Here is a 25,571-nt window from a genome sequence, read left to right on the forward strand (position 1 = left end):
GGCCGCGCCCGGCGGCGCGCTGCGTGCATGCGGACAAGGGCGGGATGCTCCCCGCAGGTCAAGAACGATGCCTCCGGCGGGGGATCGGCCGGCACCGGGTGGGAGGAGGCGCCGTTCCCGGCCGCGGGCACATCGTGGTGAGCGTGGTGGGCTCCCATCCCGTCCACCGTCGACCCAGGCAAAGCCGAGCAGACGCGGCCCAGGGGCGTCAAGGTCGTTCGTACAGTGGCGCGCTCCACCTTGACGCCCCTGAACCACGCCCGCTCCACAAACGTGTGGGTCGACGGCGGACGGGATGGGAACAAGGGGCCCGTGCGTGTTCATGAGCGCCCCCCCTTTGCCACCGGAAGGGTCAGCTAGGCGCCGCAAGCAATCGAGACTCCAGTCTAGGAATTACACCCTTTGCCTTTTCTATATTCTGTTCTCGCGTTACCTGCAAATTGCGGCCAACGATATCGTGAACGTGATCGAGAATTTCCCTGAACCTCGCACCTTCGGCATCGCTCTTGAATTTTGGAGGCGTCAATTTCATTTGAAGGGTTGAAACTCCATCGACCACTACCGGCTGCTGCACCGTTAGCCTGTCTCGTAGCATCCGAAGAGCTCGATCTCCCGAGACCAGTGCTGCGACTTCAGGGATATCCCAGTGGATTCCTTGGAGTGCGAGATCGGCTCGTCTCATATGTGTGAGATCCCATGCGGCGCCCCAACTATTCTCCAAAACTCGCTTCTCTTTTCCTGGCTTGAGGAGCAGTTCCGCGTATCCGGTTGTATTGCCGCCGGAGAATAGGAAGTCACAGGCAATTTGAAATTCGTACATGCCCACAAAGCCGAGATCTCTGTCCAACGCGTCTACATAGTCAGACAGAAGCCTTAGCTTGCGCTGTGCGTTAGCTCCACGGGACTTGCGGTACAGCAGCTGAAGGTTTAGCGCGAGCACGTACGAGAGCGTCTGAAGTTGAGACTCCTTCTCGGGCATGCCGACGGAGAAGGCATCCGTGGCTCGAACTGCCTGCGCTGGCACTCCGTCGTGATTCATTAGGTCCATCAGTGCTTCTGAATCCAGGCTAAGCACGGTATTGACCGCTCGGATTATCTTCCTTGCCCTGTGGTGGTTCACCGGAGCAGTAAACCGCCCCCAGCAATTCTCTGCTACCCCAAGAGTGAAGTCGACGCGCATCGGTCCGATAAGGGTGCGGAGCGTCAGCAATCCTTCCAACTGTCGCCGCATCGTTGAGGTATGCGGTCTACCTGCACCGTAGAACCAACGTTCGATACCGACGATCACATCTGAGTCAAGCATGAAGACTGTTGGATCCATTCCCGGGGCAATCTGTAACACCTTGTAGACCGCTTCGTCCGGGTTCTCTAGCGGTGCGATTGCACTGGACGCGTCAAGCGTCGTGGCGCGAACTCGCCCGTGTGCGAGCGCAGAGTATCTTTCTCCGAAGTCCGGAGGGCCGAACCTCAGCAAGCCCACCCCTGCAATAAATTCAACAATTCCCGTTCTGGCGACTGCCTTTTTCCAGTGCGAGTTAGCTGACGACAAATCCACCTCGTCAACAATTCCGAACCCGCTGCGCGAGATGAATGCTCGATCGCCAATTACCGTCATTCTCGAATCCTGGCGATGAGAAATCAGAAGGTGCGACGGAGTGGAGTTTTTTGAGAGTTCGAATCCATGGGCTTCTGCATATAGTTTGGTGGCTGATTCGGCGTTTCTATGCCGTGGGGGGAGGCTATGCACGAACGCGGCAATATCAATCAGCATTACTGGTTCACCGGAGGGCCTCAATCCCGTCAGGTGGTGAATCTGGCCCGTATTCGAACCTTGCGCAAAGGGAACGTCAGCCGGATCGAATCTCACGCGCGGGGCGGCGCATGTTGGGTGTGTAAGGAATATCCCCAATCCGCCATCTTGCTTGATCAATTGCACTGCCAGAAGGACATCATGATGGATCTCGATGTCGTTTTCGCAACCGGCACACGTTAGATCGACGCCCTCAAATTTCTTTAGGGTCGGCTTGAGGGCTTTCAAAACCTCTTTACTCAAGCCGTCAGGAAGCCACCATCTAATCCGAATGGAACCATCTGGATTCACTAATTCTTCCCCCCTGGCTTCCAGCCCCAACACTGGGCCTCGAACGGCATCGAGGACTTCAGGTTCGATGGTAAGACCAGAATCGGTGCGCCCTTAAGTAATTTTCCGTTGGCAGCCGTAGGGGTAAGCACCCTCGTGGGCTGAACGTACGTACGAGCTATCGCAGCTCGGCCAGTGAAGTCGCAGGTCACTGCCCAGGCGCCCCAGCCTCTCTCCTGAAGCAGGTGTGACGTTGGCGGGGGCAGCATCTCGCCGTTTTCCCTGGGTGACGACGCGGCCGATCTCTATCCAGGCGCTCCCCCACTCCCTGCGGTGCTTGTCCTGCTGAACGCAGCGCCGCTTCAGGGCTTGAACCGCATCGGAGCCCAGTGCGCGCGCCGGCCTCGGTCTTGGCGTCGTCCTCGTACACCTCCCATCCGTCCACGAAGACCGACTCCCCGCCAGCAGACAGGAGAGCGATCTTGGGCGACAACCCGAACGGTTGCCAGCCGCCGAGGACTCAAGCTGGAATCAGTCGCCTAGCGTTAGTTATCTTTATGAAGTCGTAGTGAGATTCCTCATCCCGGGTCATAGCAATGATTTCCACGGGCGGCAATGAGAGTTCCCAAAAGCCCATTTCTCGGATACCAGCCACATCCTCTCGGCAGCTGTAGATGATCAGGACATCCAAGTCGCGTGGTCGCTCCGACCGCAGCATCGATCCGAACGCCCAGATCTCCATGTCAGGGAAGCCAACGGCGCACTTGCATAGCTCATCGAGGACTGGCCAACGTCGCCTCAGGTCCATCTATCGCGGATCCTACTGGCGAAGTCGTCCAATTTAAACAGGGGAACATTGGCTTCGCGAGCGCTAGTAACCACGCGCTTCCCGAAGCCTTGCGCTGAAGGGTTAGTGATAACTAGCGCATCAATGTCGAGGCTTGGATACTGATCAAGAATACCGGAGAATCCTTCATCGGTCAGCTCATAGCGGTCATGGGTCACCACGATCAACGATCGGAGCCCATTGATTCGCTGCAGCTCCCATGCCCGGTGACCTCGACGACTCACGGAGACCACAGCCCTTGTTGAAACCATGCGCTTCCTGAAATAAGCCTCTTCAGGGTGGATGTAATCTGAGATATCGTCCAAAAATGTGATCGCGCGGTTGAAGCCACCAAAAGTATCCACACAAACACCGAGTTCCAGTGCTCTCGAATGAACATCAGGCTCAACCGGGCGCCTGGTCACGATTACCATTCCCGCTTCGGGTAGATCTCCAAGCGCCTCTTCAAGCATGGGCACGGTAAATGGCAAGCTGTCCGGCTCCACACAGTATCCCGTAGCATCTGGCCGGCCTACACGCGCCACCCTCACACCGCATTCGCCGACAGCCTGGACGTTTTCCCCGGAGTCCTTGAGCTGCTTGATCACCCAAGATCGGACACTCATACGTCACCCTTCATAATCGAGTTCATCTCCTCGGGAAATCGCGTGGACCCTGGAGTCCAGTTTCCCTCCAGGTGGCGCTCCTCAAGCTGCTGGGCATGTATGGCAAAGATATCGAGAGTTGTCTTCTCGGCGACTGTCAGCAAGTCGCGATTCGATTGGAGGAGGTGCAGCAAGGCCCTATTGTTTGGGATGACCGTATCCACCACATGCCGACTCCACTGATCGGCGCGAGTGTCATCGAATACGTCGTCGAGTGGGCCGTATAGCTGAAAAACTGCGCGGTTGGCACCCAAAAGGGGTTCTACAGCCGCCCGCGCTTCAGTCCTCGACGTGAACTGCGGCGTCCCGAAAGCGACGGCACGCGCTCGTTGGCTCCGCTCTTTCCAGCGACGCAATACCCCTGCCGGGTAGTGACTAAAGCCTTTATCAATCATGGTATGGCATGTAGGACACAGCACGAGAATGTTCGTTGGATCAGCACGCTCTGACTCTGTGAGGTCCGCACCCTCTGTTGCACGCGGCCCCTTAGTACTTGCTGGAATGATGTGTGCAAGCTCGGCCACGTGCACTTGGTCTATAAATGCGTGTAGATCAACTCGACATCCCGGATTTTGACAATGGCCACCAGATTCTGACCAAAGTATGTCTTTTGCGGACTGGGAGAGCTTTACCCGATTTCTCGAGCTTGCTGCCATACTTGCAACCTCCAGGAACAGCCGTACCAGGTGCCATTGTCCCACTGGCCAAGACCCTCGGAACGGGATTTGGGCACATCGCGATGTTGAGTGAGCATCAGCCGACGCGGATGCAGTGCTTCGACGGCGTGAGACTCGATCACTGGCGACGTGGCGCTACACAGCACGAGGCACAGCAGCCAGCGCGACCGAGAAGCCGAGTTCACAGACCTCCGCCCTACAGTTGGGAAGTACAGCACCCCAGCGGCCAATATCGGTTGGTGACACCTGTTCCGACCCAATGCGTGACCTGTATGCCCGTAGTTGACCGATCCACATAGAACTACGGATCAGAAGGTCGCTGACATCCACGGCTGACATGAACGACGCCGGACGGGGGCATACGCGGGAGCCCGTGTCCGGCCGTCACGCCAATCGACGGCCCCAGCCGGAGCGGGCCCGGATCGAACTCTTAAAGCGAATGTCAGCGTGGCAGGGGTGCGTTCTTCTCTTTCTGCCTTTTGAAGCTTCGCCCCCATTACAGTTCGCATAGAGCCCGGCCCTCCTGCTCGGCTGCGTCCACTTTCTTGGTTAGTGCGTCCACCAAGCCGATGCGTCCCTCAAACAGCTGAGATATGTCGCGCCCCGTGAACATGATGATGTTGTTCCGACTGCCTCGAGAGTTGCGCACGAAGTGGTCAAGAACCTCGGTGTCGTACCCCGACATCGAGACGAAGGCGCCGCGGGTGCTGTCGAGCTTGCCGTCGACCTTTCCCTTGAAGTCGAGCAGGTCACCCAAGTCCGGCTGGGCCGTCCGCCAACGCGCCTCGACGAGGTAGGTGAAGCCTCGAAAGTGAAACGAACCGTCGAGCTGCTCGTGGATAGTGCGGTAAGACGGACGATAGTCGAGGTCGTAAGCTCGGAAGAGCTGCGCCAGAAGCTTCTCAAGCTCGTATCCGCGCCGTTGGGCTGCCTCGCCAGCGTCTTGCCGTACGAGGTTCAGGAACTTGGGCCGCAGCTCTCCTAGGAGCTGCTGACGCTCTTGAAGTACTTGGACCCTTCTCTTGTCGGCAGCTCGGCGGGCAGCTGCGGCTGCAACCTCCGGGTCGACAAGGATCTTGTGGTCTTGGGCCGCTCGCTTCAACTCGGTCAGCGCTTCCGAACCAGCCTTCTGGTCCGGAGCATCTGCGTGCGGCCTCCGCATGCTGCAAAGCTCTTCAATGATCTTGCGCTGAACCACGTACCCAGCCGAACCTTGCTCGTGCAACTCGTCGAAGATGGCCCGCGCCATCTTCGCTTTGCTCATCCCGAGTTGGTCGTACCGTTCATAGAGTTGGCGAGGGACTCCCGCTGCCAAGAGGATGCCACGTAGATCGTCGCGCCAATGCAGAGCATCGCGGCACACAGCGATGGCAGCTCGCACCACGCTGGTCGACACAGGTCCAGCAGTCCGTGCGTTGCTCGTCGGCCCTGAAGACTGCACGGGCAGGCGTCCCTTCGCTTTGCTGCGCGTCCCGGGCCCCGACGGCCTAGTCGAACCACTGGTCGCCGGCGCTCGGTTCAACGCGGATGGATTGGAAGAACTACCCATATTCCCATGTTGTTGCGCAAGTTCGAAGATGTAGTTTCCTCACACGTCGCTTGGCTCGTGAGGGGCATCCGACGGGCAGGTGAGTAACTCAACAGTGACCGTCCCACCCGCAGTCCGGAGGAGGGACCGTGCCAGACGCGTGCCAGATCGTCCGGGGAACCACGGGGAATACCGGGGACTGACTCGACGAGCCGTCAGGGTCCCGCGATCTGTCATCGCAGGTGAGTGTGGCAACGAGCCTTGGAGCACCCCAGCTTCCCAAGCTGAGAGCGCGAGTTCGATTCTCGTCACCCGCTCCATGGAGAAGGCCCAGGTCATCGACCCGGGCCTTTTTGCTGTGCTCTGCGATCACTAGCCGCGTGCCGGCGGGAGAACGAACCCACCCCCGGGCTACCTGACCACCGCGACTGTTGCGGACACATGGCGCTGGTCCTACGCCGGCGGCACCGTCGATGTACACGCGCGCGTGCGGGCCCCGAGGGCGGAGCCGCCCGGCGCCTCCGTGGTCACGGCGAGCTGCCGTTGGTGGCCGGGGTGAAGTACTCGGACCCGGAGTCGTACCAGGAGCCCTGGTGGTAGGTCTCGCAGAAGCACCCCGGTGGCTGTCGGGCGGGGGGAGTCGGCCGGGCGGCCGCCACTTGCAGCGGCGGCCGGGGGCGCCGGCGAGGCGCGCATCGTATGGCTTGGCCGTGGAAGTGGAGCGAGGCCGACAAGGCCCAAGCCCGGCCGCCCGTCGGGGTGACGGGTGGCCGGGCGGTGCGGGGGTGGGGCTTCAGTTGGCGGTGGGGGGTGCCGGGCGAGTGCCGGGGACCGCTCCGTAGCCCATCTGGCCTGGGGTGTCGCCGTCCTGGCCGTAGACCTGGACCTGGTAGTGGGAAGTGGTCCCGGACGGTGCGGTGGTGTCCAGGTAGGACACGGCCGTGCCGGGCAGGGTCGAGGTCAGCTCGTCCCACACCTGGGTGGCCGGGTTCCAGCGCTGGATCGCGACCGAGGAGGGTGCCGGGCACCAGTCGTTCTGGCAGGACCACTTCCAGGTGAGCAGCACACCGTCCGTGGAGCCGCCGGCGGCCAGGGTCATGGAGGCGCCGTATCCGTCGCCCATCCACGGCAGCACCGCGGCCTCGGAGCGCACGCCGGCGGCGTCGACGGCCACGACCGCGTAGTAGGCGTTGGCGGAGGGGGAGGGGGCGGCGGTGTCCGTGAGGGTGGTGCCCGTCACGGGCTGGTCCTGGACCCGGGTGCCCGGGTTGGCGGCGTCACCCCAGTACCGGTAGACCACGTAGCCGGTCGCGCCGGGCACGGGCTGCCAGGACAGCACCGCGTGGTCGCCGTCCTGCCGCGCGGCCAGTTCCGCGGGCCGGTCGGGGCGCTCGGCGCCCTCCGGGTACGGGCGCACCGCGCAGGTGTCCTCGGAGAGGCCCGAGCGAGCTCCCGTCGCGTTGACGGCGACGGTCCGGTAGCAGGAGGGCACTCCGGCCGGTGCACCGGTGTCGGTCCAGTCCGGGGAGGCCGTCGCGGGGATGTCGGCGGTCCTGATGTACTCGGGATCCGTCTCGGTGCGGCGCCAGATCTCGTAGCGGGCGGCGGCAGGGTCGTTGCCCGGCCAGGTCAGCCGGATGCCGTCGGTGGTACCCGTGGCGGTCGGCATCTCGGGCGTCTGTGGGGCGGGGGCGGGCTCGTCGGAGACGTCGATCCAGATCGGGTCGCTGTAGCCGCCCACGAAGTTGCGCACCGTCAGGCAGTAACGGGCCATGCGCCACGGGCTGGTGTCGACGTAGTAGGAGTCGGCCGTGTGGAAGGTGTCGGCGCTCGCACACGGGCTGCCGTAGGTCGTGCGGTACAGGTAGTAGAGGTAGACCTCCGATGCCGGGGAGTCGTCCCAGTCGAGGAGGATGCCGCTGTCGACGCGGGTGGCGGTCAGTCCGGTGGGTGTGGACGGCTTGGGCGCCGGCGGGGCCGGCCGCTTCAGCTGGACCACGGTGCCAGAGGAGCGGTTGCCCAACTGGTCGACCGCGACGACCCGGTAGTACGGGGTGGCGTCGGCGGCGATCGGCCCGTCGGTGAGGGTGCAGCGGACCTGCTCCTCGGTGCCGGGCACGGCGGCGCACTGGGGTGTGCGGGGGCTTCCGGCGTCGGTGAACGGGCCGTCGGGGCTGTCGCCGCGGGTGATCTGGTACCCGGCGAAGTCCTGGTCGTAGCCGGGCCAGCCGTTGGTGGTCCAGGTCAGGGTGGCGGTGGTGCCGCCGTCGGGTGCGGTGACCTCGGGTGCGGCGGGCGCGGCGGGCCCGGTGGTGTCCGGCGGCAGCGGGCGGCTGACGGCGACCGGCTCGGTCCAGGCCGAGTACGCGCGCGGTGTGTCGGCGTCGACGGCCTTGCCGACGGCGCGCACCCGGTAGTGACGGGTGCCGCCCACGGGCAGGGCCGTGTCGGTGAACTGCGAGGAGGTGAGGGGTGCCTCCTCGCCGACGCGCAGGGTCCAGGGGCCGGACGCCGATGTGGCGGACTGCACCTGGTAGCCGGCGGTCAGGCCGTGTACGGGGCTGCCGACCGGGTTGTCCGCCCAGTCCAGCGCGGCGTTGCCGTCGTTCAGCTCGCCCGTGAGGCCGGTGGGCTGCCGCGGCGGGTACAGCCCGGTGTCGGGGCGGAGCGCGGAGGCGACGGTCCGGGCGTACTCACCGGCCTCGGTGGTGGCCGGGGCCGACTCGTTGCCCGCGGTGTCGACGGCCGTCACCCGGTAGTACGCGGTGACGCCGATCGGCGCGTCCTTGTCGGCGTAGGCGTTGTCCTGGACCACTCGGGCGTCGGCGCTCCTGATTCTGGTCCAGGGGCCGGCGGGGGCGGTGGCGCGGTAGACGTGGTAGCCGGCGAAGGCGTCCTGGGTGGTGTAGTCGTCGTCCCAACTCGGGCCCCAGCTCAGGTGGTTCTCGCCCAGGTCGTCGTCGGGGTCGGCCACGCCGTTGCCGTTGAGGTCGTTGTCGCCGTAGCCGTCGGCCCCCAGGATGTCCGGAACCTTCGGCGGGGTGGTGTCGGCCGGTACGGCCGAGACGTTGGCGGAGGCGCGGGACTGGTTGCCGGCGCGGTCCACGGCGGTGACGGCGAACCAGTACCTGGTGCCGTTGCGCAGCCCGGTCGAGGTGAACGCGCTGCCGGTCAGCAGGCCGGAGCCACTGATCCGGTGGGCGGTGTCGATCGCCACGGGGGTGCTGGTGGAGCGGTAGACCCGGTAACCGGCCAGGTCGGCCTCGGCGTTGCGGGCCCAGCTGACGGTGGCCCGGCCGTCACCGCGCGCCGCCTTCACGGAGGCGGGAGCCAACGGGGCGGTCTTGTCCGGAGTGGTCGGGGCAAGGCTGACGGCGACGTCGGCCGAGCCCGTGACGGCCACGTAGTCGACCCGCACGGTGTGCGTCCCGGCGGGCACGGTCACCTTGACGCTCGCGCGCTGGGTGGAGGTGTAGTCGCGCCACAGGTTGACGTGGCGCTTGCCGTCGATCCAGACCCGGACGCCGTCCTGGGCCGCGGTCTTCAGCAGGAAGGGGCCGCCACCGCCGAAGTTGCGGCGCATCGTCCAGCGGACGCCGAAGCGGTCGTTGGGCAGGGATATCCCGGCGGGATGGCCCCTGCCCCAGCTCTCGTTGACGGAGCTGTCGCACAGTGACTTGCGGGGTGTGCCGGTGAGCGTGGTGTTGGGGTAGTAGTCGGCCTTCCACACCCCGGCGGAGCAGGTCACGGACGCGACCGGCGCCGCGTCCGGCCGGGCCTGCGCCGGGGGCTGCACGGTACCGGCGACGAGCGCGGCTCCGGCAGCGGCGGTGACCGGCCACAGCAGCCGGTACGGCGCCCTGACACGGGATTGCGGGGGAACGGGTCTGCCCATCTGGGGCTTCATCCTTCCTCAGGCCCGGCACACCACCCACCTGTGGCAGCACGGCTCGGGTGGTCCACCGGGTGATCAATCTCTGTTCCGCGATGATGGCATGCGAACAGACGTTCGCGGGCGAAATCATGCGGAACGTGTACCGAAAGGCTCGTCCGCGCACGCACCCCCGAGCACACGCCCGTCTCCGTCAGCGCGGAGATCATCGCCGCCGCCCACCGGGGAACCGGCTCGTCCCCGTCCGCCCCGAGCAGCCCGATCCACCGCACGTGCCCGCGGCGAGGGGCATGGCGGTGACGGCCGGCGCGGAGGAGAGTTGCCCTCCAGGATCCAGCGAATGGGGGCACGATGCCGGAGATCGCACTGTCGTCCGGGCCGATCGACTACCAGGACACCGGCGGTGCCGGGCCGGTGCTGGTGTTCGGGCACGGTCTGCCGATGAACGAGACGCAGTGGCGCAAGGTCGTACCGCTGCTGGAGGGGTATCGCTGTGTCCTGCCCACGCTGCCCCTCGGCGGTCATCGCCGGCCGATGAACCCGGACGCCGACCTGTCCCACCGCGGTGTCGCACGGCTGCTGGGCGAGTTCATCGAGCGGCTCGGACTGGAGGACGTGACCCTCGTCCTCAATGACTGGGGCGGGGGCCAGTTCCTGGTGTCGGAGGAACAGGGCCACAGGGTCGGGCGGATGGTGCTGGTGGCCTGCGAGGCGTTCGACAACTTTCCCCCGGGCCCGGCCAAGGCGGCGGCCGCCGTGTGCAGGATTCCCGGTGGCGTACGGCTTCTGACGCGGCTGATGCGCATCCCCGCGTTCCGGAACAACCGCAACGGATACGGCGGGATGAGCCTGCGCGGGATTCCGGACGAGATCATGGACGACTGGTTCGCTCCCGCGACCCGGAGCAGGGCCGTCCGCCGGGACTTCGCCAAGTTCGCCACCTCGGCGCCCGGACGTAGGACCTTGCTGGCCTGGAGCGAGCGTCTCCGTGACTTCGACCGTCCCGTGCTGGTCGTCTGGGCGACCGAGGACCGGTTGATGCCACGTGAACACGGGCCCCGGCTGGCGGAGTTGTATCCGAAGGGCCGGCTGGTCGAGATCGCCGGCTCCTCCACCCTCGTGCCCGAGGACCAGCCGGAGCAACTCGCCGCAGTGCTGCGGGACTTCCTGATCGGGACCGGGGCTGAGCCGGTCCGGCGGAACGGTTGAGCGCGGCGTCGGTCGGGGGGATGCCCTGCGGTCCTGAACTCCCCTTACCCGGCGCGCGTACCGACCCGGCAGCGTAGAGGGCCGGAGTGCTGCCGGACTCCGTACAAGTCGGGGCGGCACGGCTGCTGGGACGATCCGGGCATGACCGATGGGCGGGAAGTGATCTGCCGTCCCCTTCAGACGCGGCCCCTGTGGGTCCTCGTGGGGCTGGGGGCGGTCGGGGCGGGCGTGGCCCTGGTGCGCGTGGCCTACTGGGGCCGGCTCGTGGACCCGTGGGTGTTCGGAGGGCTGCTGGTGGCGCTGGTGGGCTTCGTGGGCCTGTACGCGGCCGGGGTCCTGGTGAGCGCCGACGCGTACGGCGTGTACTCCCGGACGCTGCTGCGCCGCCGGAGCCTGCCGTGGGGCGACATCGCCGACGTGCGCGTGTACCTCCAGTACGGACGCCACGGGCAGGTGATCCGTCGTGTCGGCGTGGTGCTGCGCGACGGGCGCACCCGGCGGCTGCCGCTGCCGTTCAGCGTGTCCTCCGACGACCGGCCGGACTTCGACGCGCAGCTCGGCGCCCTCCGCGCGCTGCACCGCCGTCACGGAGGACCGGAGTCGGACCACGTCCCCGTCATCTCGTACCGCACCGCCGGGCGGGGCTCGGCCGTGTCACTCGTCCTGTGCGCGCTGCTGCTCGCGGGCGCGGGCCTGGCCGCATCGTTCGTGCCGACCGCCGAGTCGGAGGGGCGGGCGCGGGCCTCGGCTGTCCCCTGCGCCGCAGCGACACCCGCCGCGGAACGCGGGGACTGTCTGACCACCCAGTCGGCCGTGGTCGCGCGGACCGAGGTCGGCAGGGGCAAGCAGAGGAGTTGGCTGTACTTCGCCGACGGCCGGCCGCTGGAACGGCTCGCGGTCTCGCAGGAGGGCGCCGAGGGCTTCCGGCCCGGCGACCGCGTCGAACTCACCGTCTGGCGACACCAGGTGAGAGAGGTGGTCGGACAACACCACGTGTGGCGCGAGCACTTCACCACCGTCGGCGAACCGGCCGTCCTCGCGGCCGCGCTCGCCCTCGCCGCGGGGTATCCCGGCTCCCGCGTGCTGCTGCACCGACGTGGGCGCCGGTTGCCCGACGACGAGATCCTTCCGTCGGCGCTCCCGTTCGCCGGCGCGCTCGTCGGCACGGCCCTGTGGCTGCTGCCGCTCTGCTATCTCCACCCCATGACCCCGCCGGCCGCTCCCGTCACCCTCGCCTGGGTGGCCGCGGGCTCGCTCGGCTCGCTCGGCCTCTTCACCCAGGCGTGGCGCGCGACCCGTATCCGTACGCCCCAGGACGCGGCGGCAGAGCGGGAGTTCCCCGACGAGGAGGTGTTCCTGGCCGCACGTTTCCTGGAGTCCACCGACTACAACCCGTACGGGTTCGGCACGCACATCGTCCTCGGCGCCGGCCCACCCGCCGTGACACCCCATCCCGGTCCGGGACGGTTCGCGGCGAAACGGATCCCGGTGGAGCGGCTCACCGTCAAGGCCGTACGACGGCTGCGTGGCGGCGACGACGAGACGGTGCCGCGGAGCTGGCACATCGCCGAACTCGACGACGGGGGCCGTCCGGTCCGCCTCGCGGCCGCTCCCGCCGACCTGACCGGCATCCTCGGCGCGTTGGAAGCCGCCGGAGCCGGACGGCCGGCCGGATGACCGGCCGGATGACCGGCGGCGGCGGTCGTCAGCGGGTCTGTAGCCACACCGCCAGCAGGCCGACCACCGCCGTTCCGGCGCCGTAGCACGCCCCCCGGAGGAACTGGTCGGCCGCGATGCGGCGGCGGCGGGAGAGCCAGCGTGTGATGTCGCACATCGCCCGGCGGCAGCGTGCGGCCGTGGCGGACAGCCGCCGTCCGACGGCTTCCCGCCGGGGCGGCTCCGTGGGGCACCCCGACCGGGTGCGCCGTAATCTCATGGCTGCTGCACCTGCCTTTCTTCGGAGAGGGGGTCATCGCCCCGCGAGGGCCGGGGCGAGCGGGTGGGCGGCCTGGGCGGGGCGGAGCGGGCGGAAGGTGACCTGCCCGTCGGCTTCGACGCGGACGCCGTGCACGGCGGGCTCGGGCAGGCTGTTGTAGTGGAAGGGCGTGGAGAAGTAGTACGCCCCGGTGTCCGGTACGACGACGAGGTCACCGGTGTCGAGGAGGGGCAGCGTGCGGTCGCGGGCCAGCAGGTCACCGGCGAAGCAGCACGGGCCCGCGATGTCCTGGGCCACGGGTGGGCTGTTCTTGGCGTTGCCGCCGGGGTCGTAGGCCTCGATCCGCAGGGGCCAGGCGTCGGGGGCGAACACGGTTCGGGTGGCGACCTGGGCTCCGGCGTGGGTGATCGCGATGGGGCGGCCGCCGACGGTCTTGGTGTACTCGACGTACGCGGCCATGAAGCCGTTCTTTGCCAGGACGGAGCGGCCGAACTCGGTGACGATCTCGTAGTCGCCGGAGAACAGGGCGGGCGCGTGCTCGCGCAGACGGTCCACGTAGGTGTCGAAGCCGGGGGTCGTCTCGTCGCTGTCGAAGTTGACCGGCAGACCTCCCCCGATGTCGATGCCGGTGACCTGCCGGCGGCCGAGGCGGGCGTTGATCTCCTCGGCGAGGCCGACCGCCTTCGCGATGCCCCCCGCGATCAGGTCCAGGGGGCAGCCCTGCGAGCCGACGTGCGTGTGCACCCAGGTGAGCCAGGGACGGTCCCGGTACGCCTGGAGCAGGCGCTCACGGTTGCCTTCGTCCTCCAGGGGGATGCCGAACTTCGAGGTCGCCGTGGCCGTGCTCATGGCGCTGATCGAGCCGCCGCCGACCTGCGGGTTGACGCGTACGCCGATCCGCGAACCGGAGGGGCGGGTCGCCAGGATGTCGTCGATGCGCTCGAGTTCCTCGAAGCTGTCCGCGTTCACGGTGACCCCCAGGCTCAGTGCCTGGACGAGTTCCGCCCGGGTCTTGGCCGGGGAGTCGAACACGATGTCCCCCGGGTCGAAGCCGGCCTCCAGGGCCTGGGCCAGCTCGCCGGCGCTGGCGACCTCACAGCCCATGCCGTTGCGGCGCAGTTCTTCGAGGACGGGGACCAGGCAGTTCGCCTTGGCGGCGAAGGCGTGCAGGACCTGGAGGGAGCCGGGGAACGCGGTCCGCAGGGAGGTGATGGTCTCGTCGACGCCGTCGAGGTCGACGAACCCGGCCAGCAGCGCCGACTCCGGGTCCAGGAGTCCCTGCCGCACGGCTGCTCGCAGTATCCGTTCACGCCGGTCGGCCTTGTCCTCGGCCTGCGTGGAAAAACTCATCGCGCACCTTCCCGGAGCCTTGGGTCTCGACCGCGCACGGTTGCCGTGCGGCGGACCACCAGACTCCCTCCGGGGCGGGGCGGGTGTCTTCGTCGGGAGTTCCGGTGTTCCGGCCCGCGGTTCTCGCCGTGGAGCGAAACCGCGGGGTGGGGCGGTCGTCGTCGTGCGCGGGCACGAAGGAACCGCCCCTTCATCGTGGCGGCACCCGAAGGATCACGCCTCCCGGCCGCCGCCGCGCTCCAGCAGGCGCAGTTGGAGCTGGGCGAGGAGTCGGGCGTCGGGGCTGCGCAGGTCGAGCCCGGAGACCTCGGTGAGCCGGCTGATCCGGTGCCGCAGGCTGTTCGCGTGCACGCCCAACGCCCGTGCGGTGTCCGGCACATGACCGAAGTGGTCGAGGTACGCGCGCAGGGTCTCCACCATCGTGCCCCCGCCGTGCCCGGCGTCGTACGCCACGAGCCGCGCCACGGGCGTGTCCGGTGCCGGCTCCGTCCCCGTCAGTGTGTCCAGCACCTCGTTCAGGGCGATCGTCTCGGCCACCTCGCTCGCGAAGGCGACGGCACGGTGCTCTCCCGGCGAGAGGAGGGCCCTCAGTGCCAGGTCCGCCGACCGGCGGGACTCGGGCAGGTCGGTCAGGGTGTCGACCACCGTTCCCAGGCCGATCCTCGCGTCCGGCCCGAACGTGTCGGCGACCTGCCGGACCAGTGACGTACCGAGCTGGGAGACCTGTTCGACGGCCCGCCGCGGGTCCTCGTGCAGCGCGCCCAGCAGGATCAGGGCACCCCGGTCGACCGGCAGGACGACCGGTGTGACGTCGTACGCGCCGCAGCACACCGCCAGCAGGGCGCACAGCTTGCCGGCCGTTTCCCCCGCTCCGGAGTCCCCCCTGCGGGCGGCTCCGGGGCGTACCGCCAGGACGGCGCAGTGCCCGTGGGCAGGTATCCCGGTGCGTTCGGTCAGTACGGCGGCGGAGCCCCGTCCGTCGAGGAGCGCGCGGGCCGCGTCCTCGGTCAGCCGGGCGTCCGTGCGGTGGGACCGGTGGTGCAGCAGGTGCGCGGCGGCCACCCGTGCCGCCGACCGCAGGGTGTCGGAGGCGTGCGGCGGGAGGTCGGTGCCCGCGGCCGCCACCCAGATCGATCCCAGGACCTCGCCGCCCGCGCGGACGGCCACCACGAGGCGTTCGGGATTGTCCCCGTGGGCCGGCCGGTGGATGACGTCCCCGGAACCCCACAAGGCGCGGAAGAAGCCTGCCTCGCGCATGGCGGAGACCCGCCACTCCGGCACCCGGCGGCCGAGGATCGTCAGGCGGCGCAGCTCGTCCACGTCCTCCTTCGTGGACGAGTACGCCAGGACCCGGGACTCCAGATCCTCGATCGTCACCGCGCCGCCGACCAGGACCGCGACCGCGTCGGCCAGGCCGTTCAGGTCGCCCAGCGGCACGGCGGACGCGGCCGGATCCGCGGGGGCCCCGGCCAGGACCAGGCCCGCCCGCAGCGCGCCGACCAGCTCGGTCCAGCCGAACCATGCCGTACGGAACAGCAGCGCGGTACCGGCGGCCTCGGCGGCCGTCCGCAGCGCGTCCGGGGGCCGCCCGGACCTGCCCTGCCCCAGGACCACGGCGGCCGCGCCCGCTCGGGCGGCATCGCGTACGACGTCGAGGGCGGCGGCCGACTGCGGGTCGACGCCCACCGCCAGCAGCAGCTGCCCCCGCGACAGCGCCGGCTCCAGGGGGTCCAGGACCGTGATCCCCTCGACCACGACCGCAAGGCCGCCCGGAGCCACGCACAGCTCCAGCGCACCGGCACCCATGACCGACAGCAGTCTCTCCAGCGTCGGCCCCGGTACGGCGTCGTCCCCCGGCCCGGCCATGACGTTCAGCGCCATCCGGCCCCCCCTCTTCCCGTCGGCACGGCGTGTGACGGTGAGTGTAGGAGCAGTCACGGGAGCGGGTCAGGGGAACGGGCTCGCGGGACGCACGGTTCAGGCCGCCGCCTCCGCCGTGGTCGCCGCCGACGCCTCGGGCCGCTCGGGTACGACGCGGCGGCGGCGGGTCGGCAGGAGCATGGTGGGGTTGGCCACTCCCCAGGCCGCGCCCTTGCAGACGAGTTCCTTGTAGAGGGCGGCGGTGCGTCCGGTCAGGGCCGCCCGGACGGCTCGGTCGTCGGCGGTGACGTACTGGATCAGGCCCTGCCTGCGGCCCAGGGAGATGCACTGGTTGAAGTAGCGCAGCGGCACCTCCGGGATCTTGCCGCCGGTCAGGCGGGCCGCGATGGCGTCGGCGGCCTGCCAGGCGGTGGGGACGCCCGAGGCGCAGGACATGCGCAGGGGCTTGTCGGCGGGGCCCGTCACCCTGGCCGCGTCACCGATGGCGTACACGTCCGGGTGGGAGACCGAGCGCATGGTCCGGTCGACGACAATCTGGCCGGTGTCGGTGACCTCCAGGGTGGTGGCCCGCGCGATCGGGTGGACGGCGAAGCCGGTGGTCCACACGGTGACCGCGGCCGGGACGGTGCCGCCGTCGGCGGTGGTGACGTGGTCGGCGGCGACGCCGGTGACGGCGGTGTGCTCGTGCACGCTGATGCCGAGGCCGTCGACGACCTTCCGCAGGTGCCGGCGGCCCTTGGGCGACAGCCAGTCGCCGAGGGCGCCGCGGGCGGCGAGGGCCACGTCGAGGTCGGGGCGGGCCTCGGCGATCTCGGTCGCGGCCTCCAGGCCGGTGAGGCCGCCGCCGACCACGACCACGGGCTGTCCGGCGGCCAGGCGGGCCAGGCGTTCGCGCAGCCGGAGTGCTCCGGGTCGGCCGGCGATCTCGTGGGCGTGCTCGGCGGTGCCGGGGACGCCCTGGGGGTTCCAGCCGCTGCCGAGGGCGTACACGAGGGTGTCGTACTCCAGTTCCTCCACGCCGTTGGGGCCGGCGTCGGTGCCGGTGACGGACACCGTCCTGCGGTCGACGTCCACGGCGGTGACCTTCGCGAGCTTCAGCCGTACGCCGGTGCCCGCGAACATCTCGCCGAGGGGACGGGGCCTGAGGTCCTGGCCGACCGCGAGCTGGTGCATCCGCACGCGCTCGACGAAGTCGGGCTCGGCGTTGACGAGGGTGATGGTGACGTCTTCGCGGTGCAGCCGCTTGGCGAGGCGCCCGGCGGCGATGGCTCCGGCGTATCCGGCTCCGAGGACGATGATGCGCTGCTGCATCTCCATGCTCCTGTCTTGGGCGGGTTCGCCACTTGAACCGGGCGGCCCCGCGTTTCCTGACAGGAACGCGATGTGAAGCAGCTCACATCGCGATCAAAACGGGGTGAGGAGCGGCTCGCCGTGGTCGGTGGCCGCCCAGAGCCGCGTCGCGCGTTCGAGCTTGTCGGGGTTGACCTGGTTGCGGAACGCGGCGATGCCCTCGGGGGTGATCTCCAGGCACATGACGCCGATGACGCGGCCGTCGAGGACGGCCACGAGGGCGGGTTCGCCGTTGGCGGCCGTGACGTACATCCCGGGCGAGCCGCCGACCAGGTCGCGCTTGGCCTTGCCGGGTTTGAACAAGCCGCGCATGAGCTTCGCGACCGCGAGCGCGCCCTCGAACGCCTTGGCGCGGGCCGGGACCTTCCCGCCGCCGTCGCCGATCGCGACGGCGTCCTGGGTGAGCAGCCGCACGAGCGGCTCGGTCCGGCCGCTGGTCGCGGCGGCGAGGAACTCGTCGACGATCCGCCGGGCGGCGGCCTCGTCGATCTCGGTGCGGGCCTTGCCCTCCGCGACGTGCTTCTTGGCCCGGTGGAACAACTGCTGGCTGGCGGCCTCGGTGAGGTCGAGGATCTCGGCGATCTCCCGGTGCGGGTAGCCGAAGGCCTCCTTCAGCACGTACACCGCCCGCTCGTTGGGGGAGAGCCGCTCCAGCAGCGTGAGGACCGCGTACGACACCGATTCGCGCTGTTCGACGGTGTCGGCGGGGCCGAGCATCGGGTCCCCGTCGAGCAGCGGCTCGGGGAGCCACTGACCGACGTAGGTCTCGCGCCGGGCGCGGGCCGAGGTCAGCTGGTTGAGACACAGGTTGGTGAGGACCTTCGTCAGCCAGGCCTCGGGGACCTCGATACGGTCGACGTCGGCGGCCTGCCAGCGCAGGAACGTCTCCTGTACGGCGTCCTCGGCCTCGCTCGCCGAGCCGAGGAGCCGATAGGCGATGACCTCCAGGCGGCGCCTGGAGGCCTCGAACCGTTCCACGTCGTTCACGGTCAGGGCCATGGCCCGGATCCTAACTCTCCCGGACCACGAGGTGGCCGTCAGCCCATGTGGACCAGCAGCGGGAAGTCCTTGGTCTCCAGGGCCCGCATCGCGGGCATCAGGTGGGCGGCGTACGAGGAGTTCTGTCCCCAGGGCGGGGAACCAGGGGACAGAACTGCGATTTCGCATTCGGGCCCGGAAGCGCGGGATTGGTCTCACGGCGCCGCGCGGCCGCCCGTGCAGGGCGCGCCCGGTTCCGGGGTCTGCGGGCCCTGCACGTAGGCGGTGATGAACTGCTCGACGCGCGCGTCGGCGGCCGTGCCGACGGCGAGTTGGTGGCCCCACGCGGTCAGCGTGACCGTGCCGGGCTGCCGGGGGACGGGGCTCATCAGGGTGTAGGGGGTCCGGGCCACCCTGGCGGCGAGTGCCTTGATGTCGGCGGGCGTGGCCGTGGTGTTGTACGTGATCCAGACGGCGCCGTGTTCCAGGGAGTGCACGGCGTTCTCGTCGCGGACCGGCTCCGTGTAGACGGTGCCGTCGCAGGTCATCCACGCCTTGTCGTGGTCGCCGCCGACGGGCGGGGTCACGGGATAGACGACGCCTTTCCCGACGTGGCCGTAGGAGAGTGCGCCGGCCTCCCAGACCCTTTCACCGGACACGTGCTTTGCGGCCCCCGCGGCCTCCCGCGCACGTTCCTGGTGGGCGCCGTACGCCCACTGTCCGACGAGCCAGGCCACGACGATCGCGCCGAGGGTCAGGAGGAAGAGGCGACGTCGGCGCTCCCCGGTCGCGGGGTCCCGGGCAAGGGCGTTCAGGCCTTCCACACGCCCTCAGCGGCCGTCGCGTCGGCGTACCCGGCGAAGTCCCGCGGCTCCCGGCCCAGTGCCCGCCGGACGCCGTCGCCCAGCGAGGCCAGGCCGCCCGAGCGGACGTGGCCGTACAGGCCGGTCAGCATCTGCACCCACTCCTCGGGCACGCCCATCGCGCGCTGCTCCTGCGCGTACGCCTCCGGGGTCAGCGGGACGTAGCGGAGGTCGCGGCCGGTGGCGCGGGCGATCTCCGCGACCGTGTCGCCGAACGTCATCAGCCTGGGGCCGCTCACCTCGTAGTGCCAACCGGCGTGCCCCGCCTCGGTGAGGGCGGCCACGGCCACCTCGGCGATGTCCTCGGCGTCGACGAACGCCTCCTTGCCGTCGCCGGCCGGCAGCCGTACCTCACCGCTCATCACCGGGTCGTACAGGAAGTCCTCGCTGAAGTTCTGGAAGAACCACCGCACCCGCAGCACGGTCCACTCCAGGCCCGCGTGCTCCAACGCCCGCTCGGCGGCCAGGACATGCTCCTGGGCGGGTCCCCAGGCGTCGGAGGGCGTGGACAGCAGCACCGCGTGCCGCGCCCCGGCGGCCGCGGCCTGCCGGGCGAACGCGGCGACATCCTCGGCGGCCCGCGCGCTGCCGAGGTCGGGGACCACCAGGTACATCCGCGTCACACCGCGCAGCGCGGCCTCCCAGGTGCCGCGGTCGCCCCAGTCGAAGGAAGGCGTACCGGAACGGGAGGCCGCGCGGACCGCCACACCCCGCTCCCGAAGCAGCCGCGTCACGCGGCGGCCGGTCTTGCCCGTAGCGCCTGTCACCAGGATCATCTCGTCGTTCATGGACTCAACGGAACCATCCGCGGACCGCCCCGCCCATGCTGTGCCGACTCGTCTCCATACCCGTTCGTCTACGCTGACCGGCATGGACCCCACGGGCCTGACCAGCACGGATCCGCTGACGGACCTCCTGACGGGGGTCCGGACCAGCGGCGCGGTCCTCCACCGGGCCGACCTGACCGGCGCCTGGGCGGCCCGCTTCGAGCACGGCTCGCCGCTGGCCCTCTCGGCCCTGCTGCGCGGCTCGGCCTGGGTCACCCCCGAGGGCGGCCGTCCGGTCCGGATCGGGCCCGGCGACGTCGCGGTGCTGTCCGGCGGAGCGCCGTACGTGACGGGGGACGACCCCGGCACCGAACCCGATGTGGTGATCCGGGCCGGAGGCCACTGCACGACCGTGGCGGGCGAGGAACTGGCCGCCCCGAGCATGGACGGCTCCTGGGACGCCGAAGACGCCGACGGCACCCTCATGGTCAGCTGCCTGTACACCCTGGACAGCGGCACGCCCGGCCGGTTGCTCGCCACGCTGCCGCCGCTGGCGGTCGTCGAGGCGGGCGTCGGCACCTGCCCGGTCAGCCGTGCGACCTTCCAGGAGATCACCCGCGAGGAGCCGGGGCAGCAGATCCTGCTGGACCGGACGATGGACCTGATGCTCATCACCGCCCTGCGCGCCTGGTTCACGCGCCCCGGCGCGCAGGTCCCCGCCTGGTACCGGGCGCTCGGCGACCCCGTGGTCGGCGCGGCCCTGCGCCTGCTGCACGCCGAACCCGGCCACCCGTGGACGCTCCCGGCCCTGGCGGCGAGGACCGGCGTGTCCCGGGCGAACCTGGCCCGGCGCTTCACCGCCCTCGTCGGGCAGCCGCCGATGACCTACCTGCGTGAACGCCGCCTCGCGCTCGCCGCCGAACTGCTGCGGGACCCCGAACCGACCCTCGCGGTGGTGGCGGACCGGGTCGGCTTCGCGGGTGCCTTCGCCCTCAGCGCCGCGTTCAAGCGGGAACACGGCATCAGCCCCAGCGAGTTCCGCTTGCGGGAGACCCGTACGCGCGACGGTGCGTGAGGCGGCGAGGAGGGCGCGCCGCGGCATAGGCTTCGCGGAGCGGGCCGTACGTCGTCAAGCGCGCCGGCACACACGTACGGGAGGTCCGGGTGGATCAGGAGCCGTTGCCGTCGGAGGGGTTCGCCGAGGTCCGTGTCGTCGCGGCGACGCCGGACACCGCGCGCCGTGTCGCCGAGGTGCTGCGCCGCTGCTTCGCCTCGGCCGAGCAGCGCAGTTATCCGGCCGGTGCCGAGGGCGGCACCCGGCTGCATCTCACCATCGACACCGCGCAGGCCGCCGGGCCCGCCCGGTCCTGGCTGTCGGCGAGCGAATCCTCCCCGGAGGGCCCGGCGCACACGGACGAGGTGTGAGGCGCCTCTCCTCAGGGTTCGAGGATCAGCACGTGCCAGGGCGCGGCGGGCAGCGGCTCGTGACCGGCGTCGCCCTCGACGTACCGCCATCCCCAGGCCAGCATCGCCTTCAGCGTCTCGGCGTCGGTACGGCTCACCAGCGTGACCCCGGCGCTCGCGTCGTGGTCGCCGAGCAGCCGCCGCTGGAGCCGCCGGGCGAGATTCCACTCGCGGCCCTGGTGGCGCGTGCGCACGGCGGGCTGGACGACGATCCGGGAGATGGCGAAGAGGCGCCCGGAGGCGGCGAGGCGGCGCAGGTCCGCCGGCACCTGCCCGTGCGGGCTCAGGCCCCGCCACCAGGCCCCGTGGTCGTCCACCGGAAAGCCGTAGGCGCAGGCGGTGAGCACGGTGGTCTCGGCGATCAGCAGCGCGAACCCCGGCCGTCGTACGTCGCCGGCGAGCCCTCGCAGGAACGCGTCCCGGTCCCGCTCCCTCGCCCACGGCTTGCCGCCGGAGGTGTCCGCGTAGAGATCGCCCAGCTCCCGTAGCCGGTCCTCGACCTGACTGCGGCTCAGCGCGCGGACGCGGTCGGCATCCCAGGGGGACGGGTCCTGGTCCCGCCGTGTCGGGCCCGGCCTGCGGTCGGGTAGGGGGTCGGGGGGCCACCGGTGGACACCGGGCCGCGCGGGCTCCGGGGTCGTCGGCCGGCCGGGCACGTTCACGGTCATGGGGCGAGCCCTGCTCCGGGCACGGACGGATCCGGTCCGGCGTCGTCGGTCACCGGGAACGGCAGCGGCGGGCGGCCGGTGCGCGAGATACTCCCGGCTCTTTCACGGTACTCCAGCCCGCATCCGCCGCCCGCTTACCGAACCTGCGTTCGATTCTCCGGCTCCGGGCGCCCCTGGTGGCGTACCGTGGGGTATCGGGAGTTCTCCGTACGCCGCCTCCGCGCCGGTGTCGTTCCCGGTGCACCACTGCATCGGACCACCGCTCGGCGGACCGAGGACAGGGAACGCGACATGAACGCGCCCACCGACCACACCCTTCCTGCGGATCGGCTCCTCCCCGCTCCCCCGCTTCCTTCTCCTCTCCTTTCCTCCTCTCTTCCCTCCTCCCCTCCGCTTCGTTCCGCGCGGGTCCGGTCCGCCCTGCGCCCGCAGGCGTCCGGCCGCCTCCTCAGGCTGCGCCTCGCGCCCGACAGCCCCGTGCCGCTCCGCGTCGACGGGATCTGGTGGCCACGCTCCAACGACCTCCTCGCCGAGCTTCCCGAGCTGCTCGCCGGACTGCCGCGCGCGTGGGGAGACATCGTCAGCGTCATGGTCAACGGCACGACGTGGGCCGGGGCGCCGGGCCGCATGCTCGTGTGCAACCAGGTGGTACGACTGCGGAGGTCCACGGCGGCGCACGCGCCGGACACCGTCGTCCTGATGGCCCCCGGCCAAGGCCGCCGGGATCTCCAGGTCGTACCGCCCGACACCACGGAGGAAGCGGCCGGGCCGCTCATGTCCGCATGGGCCGGCGGTCTCGTCCGAGGTCCGGGCGACCGTCCGAGTGAGTGAAATCTTTGACCGGCCGGGCCCGATCGGCCCGTGCTACTGTCGATTTCAGTTGCCGTCACCGCCCGGTACCGGCACCGACCCGCACTTTCGCAACTGGGGCCCGCACCTTGGGGTGTGGGTCCCAGTTCGCTGTATTCCGGTGTTTCCGGGGGCGCGGCACGTACCCACCACTCCCCCACCGCTCGTCCCTCCCCCTGTTCTCCCTGGTCCCCCTGCTTCCCGTCTCCCCGGGTCAGTCCCTTCTCTTCGCTCTGTGAGGCAACATGCGCTGTGTCATCGCCCGGTACCCGTTCGACCTGACCAAGAGCGGGGTCCTGGCCTCGATGGCGGGCGTCACGCCCGAGCTGATCACCGGTGAGTCCGTCACCATCGGCCGCCGCCGCTACCCGGTCAAGCAGGTCGGCGAGGTCGTCACCCGGCAGGACCGCCGTGACTTCAGCAGCGGCGAGGTCGTCCGGGCCATGCGCCGCCTCGGCTTCACCTGCCACGGCCTGCCCGAGGAGGCCGCGCCCGTGAGCGCCAGCTCCCTCAGCCCCATGCAGTCCGCGTCGGAGATGCTCGGCGGCCCCGACCCGCGGGACGCGTAGCAGCGGACGGCATCACCATGCCGGCGTCGTGCCCCACGGCCGCGCCGGCATCCTGAGCCCTGGCCGCGACCCCTGCGCCCCGACTCCTGAGCACAGCACCACGTGTCGGCCCGGCCACCGTGGAACTTCGCCGGTCCGGCGGCCGTTGGCAGGATGACGCGTGCTCCGCGCGCGTCCGACCGGAACGACAGGGCTGAAGCCGAGGATGGCGCGCGTGGCGATGTGGGATCGGATCAAGGACCAGGCCAAAGGGCTCCAGCAGGCACAGGGAGCGCGAGGCACCGGCGGGCAGGGGCGGTCGGCCTCGGGAGGGTCGGGCGCCTCGCGCGCCCAGCTGGTGGGCACGCTCAAGACCCAGCTCACCTCCCTCAAGACGGAGTTGAAGAGCGGCGCCTACCGCGACGCCAGCATGGCCATGTGCGCGCTGGTCGCCGCCGCCGACGGGAACGTCGACCCGACCGAGCGACAGCACGTGGAGTCGCTCATCCTGAACAACGACGTCCTCCAGAACTTCCCGTCCGAGCAGCTGCGCCAGCGCTTCAACAAGCACGTCGACCGGCTGGCGTTCGACTTCCCCCAGGGCAAGGCCGAGGTTCTCCAGGAGATCGCCAAGGCCGCGAAGAAGCCGACGGAGGCCAGAGCCGTCATCCAGACCGGGTTCGTCATCGCGGGTGCGGACGGATACGTCTCGCCGGCCGAGGAGCAGGTCCTGCGCGAGGCCTGCTCGGTCCTCGGCCTGTCGGCACACGAGTTCGGCCTGTAGGGACCGGACGCACGGTCAGGCTTCGGGGATCAGCGGCAGGGCCGTCGTGACCTCGAAGCCGCCCTCCGGGCGGGGGCCCAGGCGGAGTTCGCCGCCGATGGAGTGGGCGCGTTCGCGCATCCCCAGGACGCCGAAGCCGCGGCCCGGCGGGGTCGCGGACGGCGGGGCGGTGGCCGGGCCGTCGTCGCTGACCGTGATCACCAGCCGGGACCCGGAGTACACCAGCCGCACGCGCGCGGACTGACTGCCCGCGTGCTTGGTCACGTTGGTGAGCGCCTCCTGCACGATCCGGAACGCGGTCAGATCCGCCCCGGGTGACAGCGGCCGGGGCTCCCCCTCGGTGGTGACCGTGACGGTGAGCCCCGCCGACTCGCACGACGCGACCAGCTCGGGCAGCCGGGCCAGGCCCGGGGCCGGTTCCAGCGGATCGGCGGCCGGGTCGTCGTTCTGGCGCAGCAGTCCCAGCGTGGCCTTCAGCTCGCGCAGCGCGGAGGACGTGGTGCCGGTCAGGTCGGTGAGGATCTTCTTGGTCTGCTCCGGGCGGGTGAGCACCAGGTGGGCGGCGGTGCCGGCCTGGGCGTTGGCCAGCGCCAGATGGTGGGCGACGACGTCGTGCAGCTCGCGGGCGATGCGCATGCGCTCCTCCGTGACGCGCAGCCGGGCCTCCTCCTCCCTCGTGCGCTCGGCGTGCTCGGCGCGGGCCTGCACCGCCTGGAGGTAGGCGCGCCGCAGCCGGGTCATGTTGCCGGCGGCGAGCGGCAGCATCAGCCAGAAGAACGGGCCGATCGTCCTGATCAGCAGCGAGAATTCACGCATGCTGTCGGACAGGACGGCCGCCGCCATCACCGCCACCGTCGTGGTGACGCCGAACACGCGCGTCGTCCTGGGGTCGGTGATCGTGGCCAGCCAGTAGAGCGCCGCCATGACCGGGGCCAGCAGCAGCGGCGTGAGCAGATAGCCGAGCACGACCACGATCACCGTGCAGACCGCGGAGACGACGACCGCGGTGCGCGGATGGCTGCGGTACCTCAGCAGGGCGAGGCAGGAGACGCCCAGGAGGACGGTGCCGGTCTCCCCGTGGTCGGGCGGGGCGACGCCGGGCAGGGTGAGGGAACTGCCGAAGAACGCGCAGCCCATCAGCGCCAGGAGCACCGCCAGGTCGACGAGGCGGGGGTGCCGGTCCGCGTAGCTCTCGACGCGGTCCGAGTACCTCTCCAGGCGGTCCTGGTAGCGCTCAAGGCTGCTGCTCATCGGGC

At 69.7% G+C, this 25,571-nt stretch carries 22 protein-coding genes and 1 tRNA gene; 8 read left to right on the forward strand and 15 right to left on the reverse strand.

What is annotated here, in order from left to right; genetic code table 11:
* Positions 1-352: 352 nt before the first annotated feature.
* The 5 genes from ACFWJX_RS24685 to ACFWJX_RS24705 all read right to left on the reverse strand — a co-directional run bounded on the left by ACFWJX_RS24685 (position 353) and on the right by ACFWJX_RS24705 (position 5,512).
* On the reverse strand, positions 353-2,053 hold the full coding sequence (locus ACFWJX_RS24685) for a hypothetical protein (RefSeq protein WP_383246986.1): 1,701 nt from the start codon (positions 2,051-2,053) through the stop codon (positions 353-355).
* 547 nt (positions 2,054-2,600) lie between these two features.
* Complete coding sequence (locus ACFWJX_RS24690) at positions 2,601-2,888, reverse strand: nucleotidyltransferase domain-containing protein (protein WP_383246989.1); 288 nt, start codon at positions 2,886-2,888, stop codon at positions 2,601-2,603.
* Positions 2,879-3,514, reverse strand: coding sequence for a hypothetical protein (locus ACFWJX_RS24695; protein WP_383246992.1), 636 nt, complete (start codon positions 3,512-3,514; stop codon positions 2,879-2,881). The genes ACFWJX_RS24690 and ACFWJX_RS24695 overlap by 10 nt, the downstream gene beginning before the upstream one ends.
* 14 nt (positions 3,515-3,528) lie before the next feature.
* Positions 3,529-4,095 (reverse strand): HNH endonuclease, encoded by a 567-nt coding sequence (locus tag ACFWJX_RS24700; RefSeq protein ID WP_383246995.1) that lies wholly within the window; start codon positions 4,093-4,095, stop codon positions 3,529-3,531.
* A 649-nt stretch (positions 4,096-4,744) separates the two neighbouring features.
* Positions 4,745-5,512, reverse strand: a complete 768-nt coding sequence (locus ACFWJX_RS24705) for a hypothetical protein (RefSeq protein WP_383246998.1) — start codon at positions 5,510-5,512, stop codon at positions 4,745-4,747.
* A gap of 502 nt (positions 5,513-6,014) precedes the next feature.
* Here ACFWJX_RS24705 and ACFWJX_RS24710 point away from each other — a divergent pair.
* Positions 6,015-6,096: transfer RNA gene (locus ACFWJX_RS24710), tRNA-Gly, on the forward strand.
* A gap of 473 nt (positions 6,097-6,569) precedes the next feature.
* On the opposite strand, the gene ACFWJX_RS24715 is transcribed toward ACFWJX_RS24710, so the two are convergent.
* Positions 6,570-9,671 carry a fibronectin type III domain-containing protein gene (locus ACFWJX_RS24715; protein WP_383247000.1) on the reverse strand — a complete coding sequence of 1,034 codons (3,102 nt, stop codon included), beginning with the start codon at positions 9,669-9,671 and terminating at the stop codon, positions 6,570-6,572.
* Between the two features lie 348 nt (positions 9,672-10,019).
* Here ACFWJX_RS24715 and ACFWJX_RS24720 point away from each other — a divergent pair, with 348 nt between their 5' ends.
* Both ACFWJX_RS24720 and ACFWJX_RS24725 read left to right on the forward strand, forming a co-directional pair.
* Positions 10,020-10,877, forward strand: a complete 858-nt coding sequence (locus ACFWJX_RS24720) for an alpha/beta fold hydrolase (RefSeq protein WP_383247003.1) — start codon at positions 10,020-10,022, stop codon at positions 10,875-10,877.
* Between the two features lie 141 nt (positions 10,878-11,018).
* The gene (locus ACFWJX_RS24725) at positions 11,019-12,554 is read left to right on the forward strand and encodes a PH domain-containing protein (protein ID WP_383247005.1); all 1,536 of its coding nucleotides are present in this window, start codon (positions 11,019-11,021) and stop codon (positions 12,552-12,554) included.
* A gap of 28 nt (positions 12,555-12,582) precedes the next feature.
* Here the strand turns inward: ACFWJX_RS24725 and ACFWJX_RS24730 are convergent, their stop codons facing one another.
* The 7 genes from ACFWJX_RS24730 to ACFWJX_RS24760 form a co-directional block, all read right to left on the reverse strand.
* Complete coding sequence (locus ACFWJX_RS24730; RefSeq protein WP_383247008.1) at positions 12,583-12,711, reverse strand: hypothetical protein; 129 nt, start codon at positions 12,709-12,711, stop codon at positions 12,583-12,585.
* Between the two features lie 135 nt (positions 12,712-12,846).
* Positions 12,847-14,163: a diaminopimelate decarboxylase gene (locus ACFWJX_RS24735; protein ID WP_383247011.1), complete on the reverse strand. Its 1,317-nt coding sequence runs from the start codon at positions 14,161-14,163 to the stop codon at positions 12,847-12,849.
* Between the two features lie 213 nt (positions 14,164-14,376).
* Positions 14,377-16,044, reverse strand: a complete 1,668-nt coding sequence (locus ACFWJX_RS24740) for a PucR family transcriptional regulator (RefSeq protein ID WP_383247014.1) — start codon at positions 16,042-16,044, stop codon at positions 14,377-14,379.
* A 96-nt stretch (positions 16,045-16,140) separates the two neighbouring features.
* On the reverse strand, positions 16,141-17,355 hold the full coding sequence (locus ACFWJX_RS24745) for an NAD(P)/FAD-dependent oxidoreductase (protein ID WP_383247016.1): 1,215 nt from the start codon (positions 17,353-17,355) through the stop codon (positions 16,141-16,143).
* A 93-nt stretch (positions 17,356-17,448) separates the two neighbouring features.
* Positions 17,449-18,393 (reverse strand): RNA polymerase sigma factor SigJ, encoded by a 945-nt coding sequence (gene sigJ / locus ACFWJX_RS24750; protein WP_383247019.1) that lies wholly within the window; start codon positions 18,391-18,393, stop codon positions 17,449-17,451.
* Between the two features lie 194 nt (positions 18,394-18,587).
* Entirely contained in the window at positions 18,588-19,196 is a 609-nt protein-coding gene (locus tag ACFWJX_RS24755) for a DUF3105 domain-containing protein (protein WP_383247022.1), read from the reverse strand.
* A complete protein-coding gene (locus tag ACFWJX_RS24760; protein WP_383247025.1) occupies positions 19,184-20,023 on the reverse strand; it encodes an NAD(P)H-binding protein in 840 nt (279 codons plus the stop codon). Before ACFWJX_RS24760 ends, ACFWJX_RS24755 begins: the two co-directional genes overlap by 13 nt.
* 82 nt (positions 20,024-20,105) lie before the next feature.
* Here ACFWJX_RS24760 and ACFWJX_RS24765 point away from each other — a divergent pair, with 82 nt between their 5' ends.
* Together ACFWJX_RS24765 and ACFWJX_RS24770 are read left to right on the forward strand one after the other, a co-directional pair.
* Positions 20,106-21,077: an AraC family transcriptional regulator gene (locus tag ACFWJX_RS24765; RefSeq protein ID WP_383247028.1), complete on the forward strand. Its 972-nt coding sequence runs from the start codon at positions 20,106-20,108 to the stop codon at positions 21,075-21,077.
* 89 nt (positions 21,078-21,166) lie between these two features.
* Positions 21,167-21,427 (forward strand): hypothetical protein, encoded by a 261-nt coding sequence (locus ACFWJX_RS24770; RefSeq protein ID WP_383247031.1) that lies wholly within the window; start codon positions 21,167-21,169, stop codon positions 21,425-21,427.
* Positions 21,428-21,438: 11 nt separating this feature from the next.
* Here the strand turns inward: ACFWJX_RS24770 and ACFWJX_RS24775 are convergent, their stop codons facing one another.
* Entirely contained in the window at positions 21,439-22,134 is a 696-nt protein-coding gene (locus ACFWJX_RS24775; RefSeq protein ID WP_383247033.1) for a hypothetical protein, read from the reverse strand.
* A 291-nt stretch (positions 22,135-22,425) separates the two neighbouring features.
* Here ACFWJX_RS24775 and ACFWJX_RS24780 point away from each other — a divergent pair, with 291 nt between their 5' ends.
* The 3 genes from ACFWJX_RS24780 (at position 22,426) to ACFWJX_RS24790 (ending at position 24,315) form a co-directional block, all read left to right on the forward strand.
* Positions 22,426-22,965 (forward strand): DUF5994 family protein, encoded by a 540-nt coding sequence (locus tag ACFWJX_RS24780; protein ID WP_383247035.1) that lies wholly within the window; start codon positions 22,426-22,428, stop codon positions 22,963-22,965.
* Positions 22,966-23,228: 263 nt separating this feature from the next.
* The gene (locus ACFWJX_RS24785; RefSeq protein ID WP_383247037.1) at positions 23,229-23,552 is read left to right on the forward strand and encodes an SCO5918 family protein; all 324 of its coding nucleotides are present in this window, start codon (positions 23,229-23,231) and stop codon (positions 23,550-23,552) included.
* Positions 23,553-23,766: 214 nt separating this feature from the next.
* A complete protein-coding gene (locus ACFWJX_RS24790; protein ID WP_383247040.1) occupies positions 23,767-24,315 on the forward strand; it encodes a tellurite resistance TerB family protein in 549 nt (182 codons plus the stop codon).
* 15 nt (positions 24,316-24,330) lie between these two features.
* On the opposite strand, the gene ACFWJX_RS24795 is transcribed toward ACFWJX_RS24790, so the two are convergent.
* Entirely contained in the window at positions 24,331-25,566 is a 1,236-nt protein-coding gene (locus ACFWJX_RS24795; protein WP_383247043.1) for a sensor histidine kinase, read from the reverse strand.
* Positions 25,567-25,571 lie beyond the last annotated feature (5 nt).

This window comes from Streptomyces sp. NPDC058335 (assembly GCF_042723915.1).
In the GTDB taxonomy this organism is placed as follows: Bacteria; Actinomycetota; Actinomycetes; order Streptomycetales; family Streptomycetaceae; genus Streptomyces.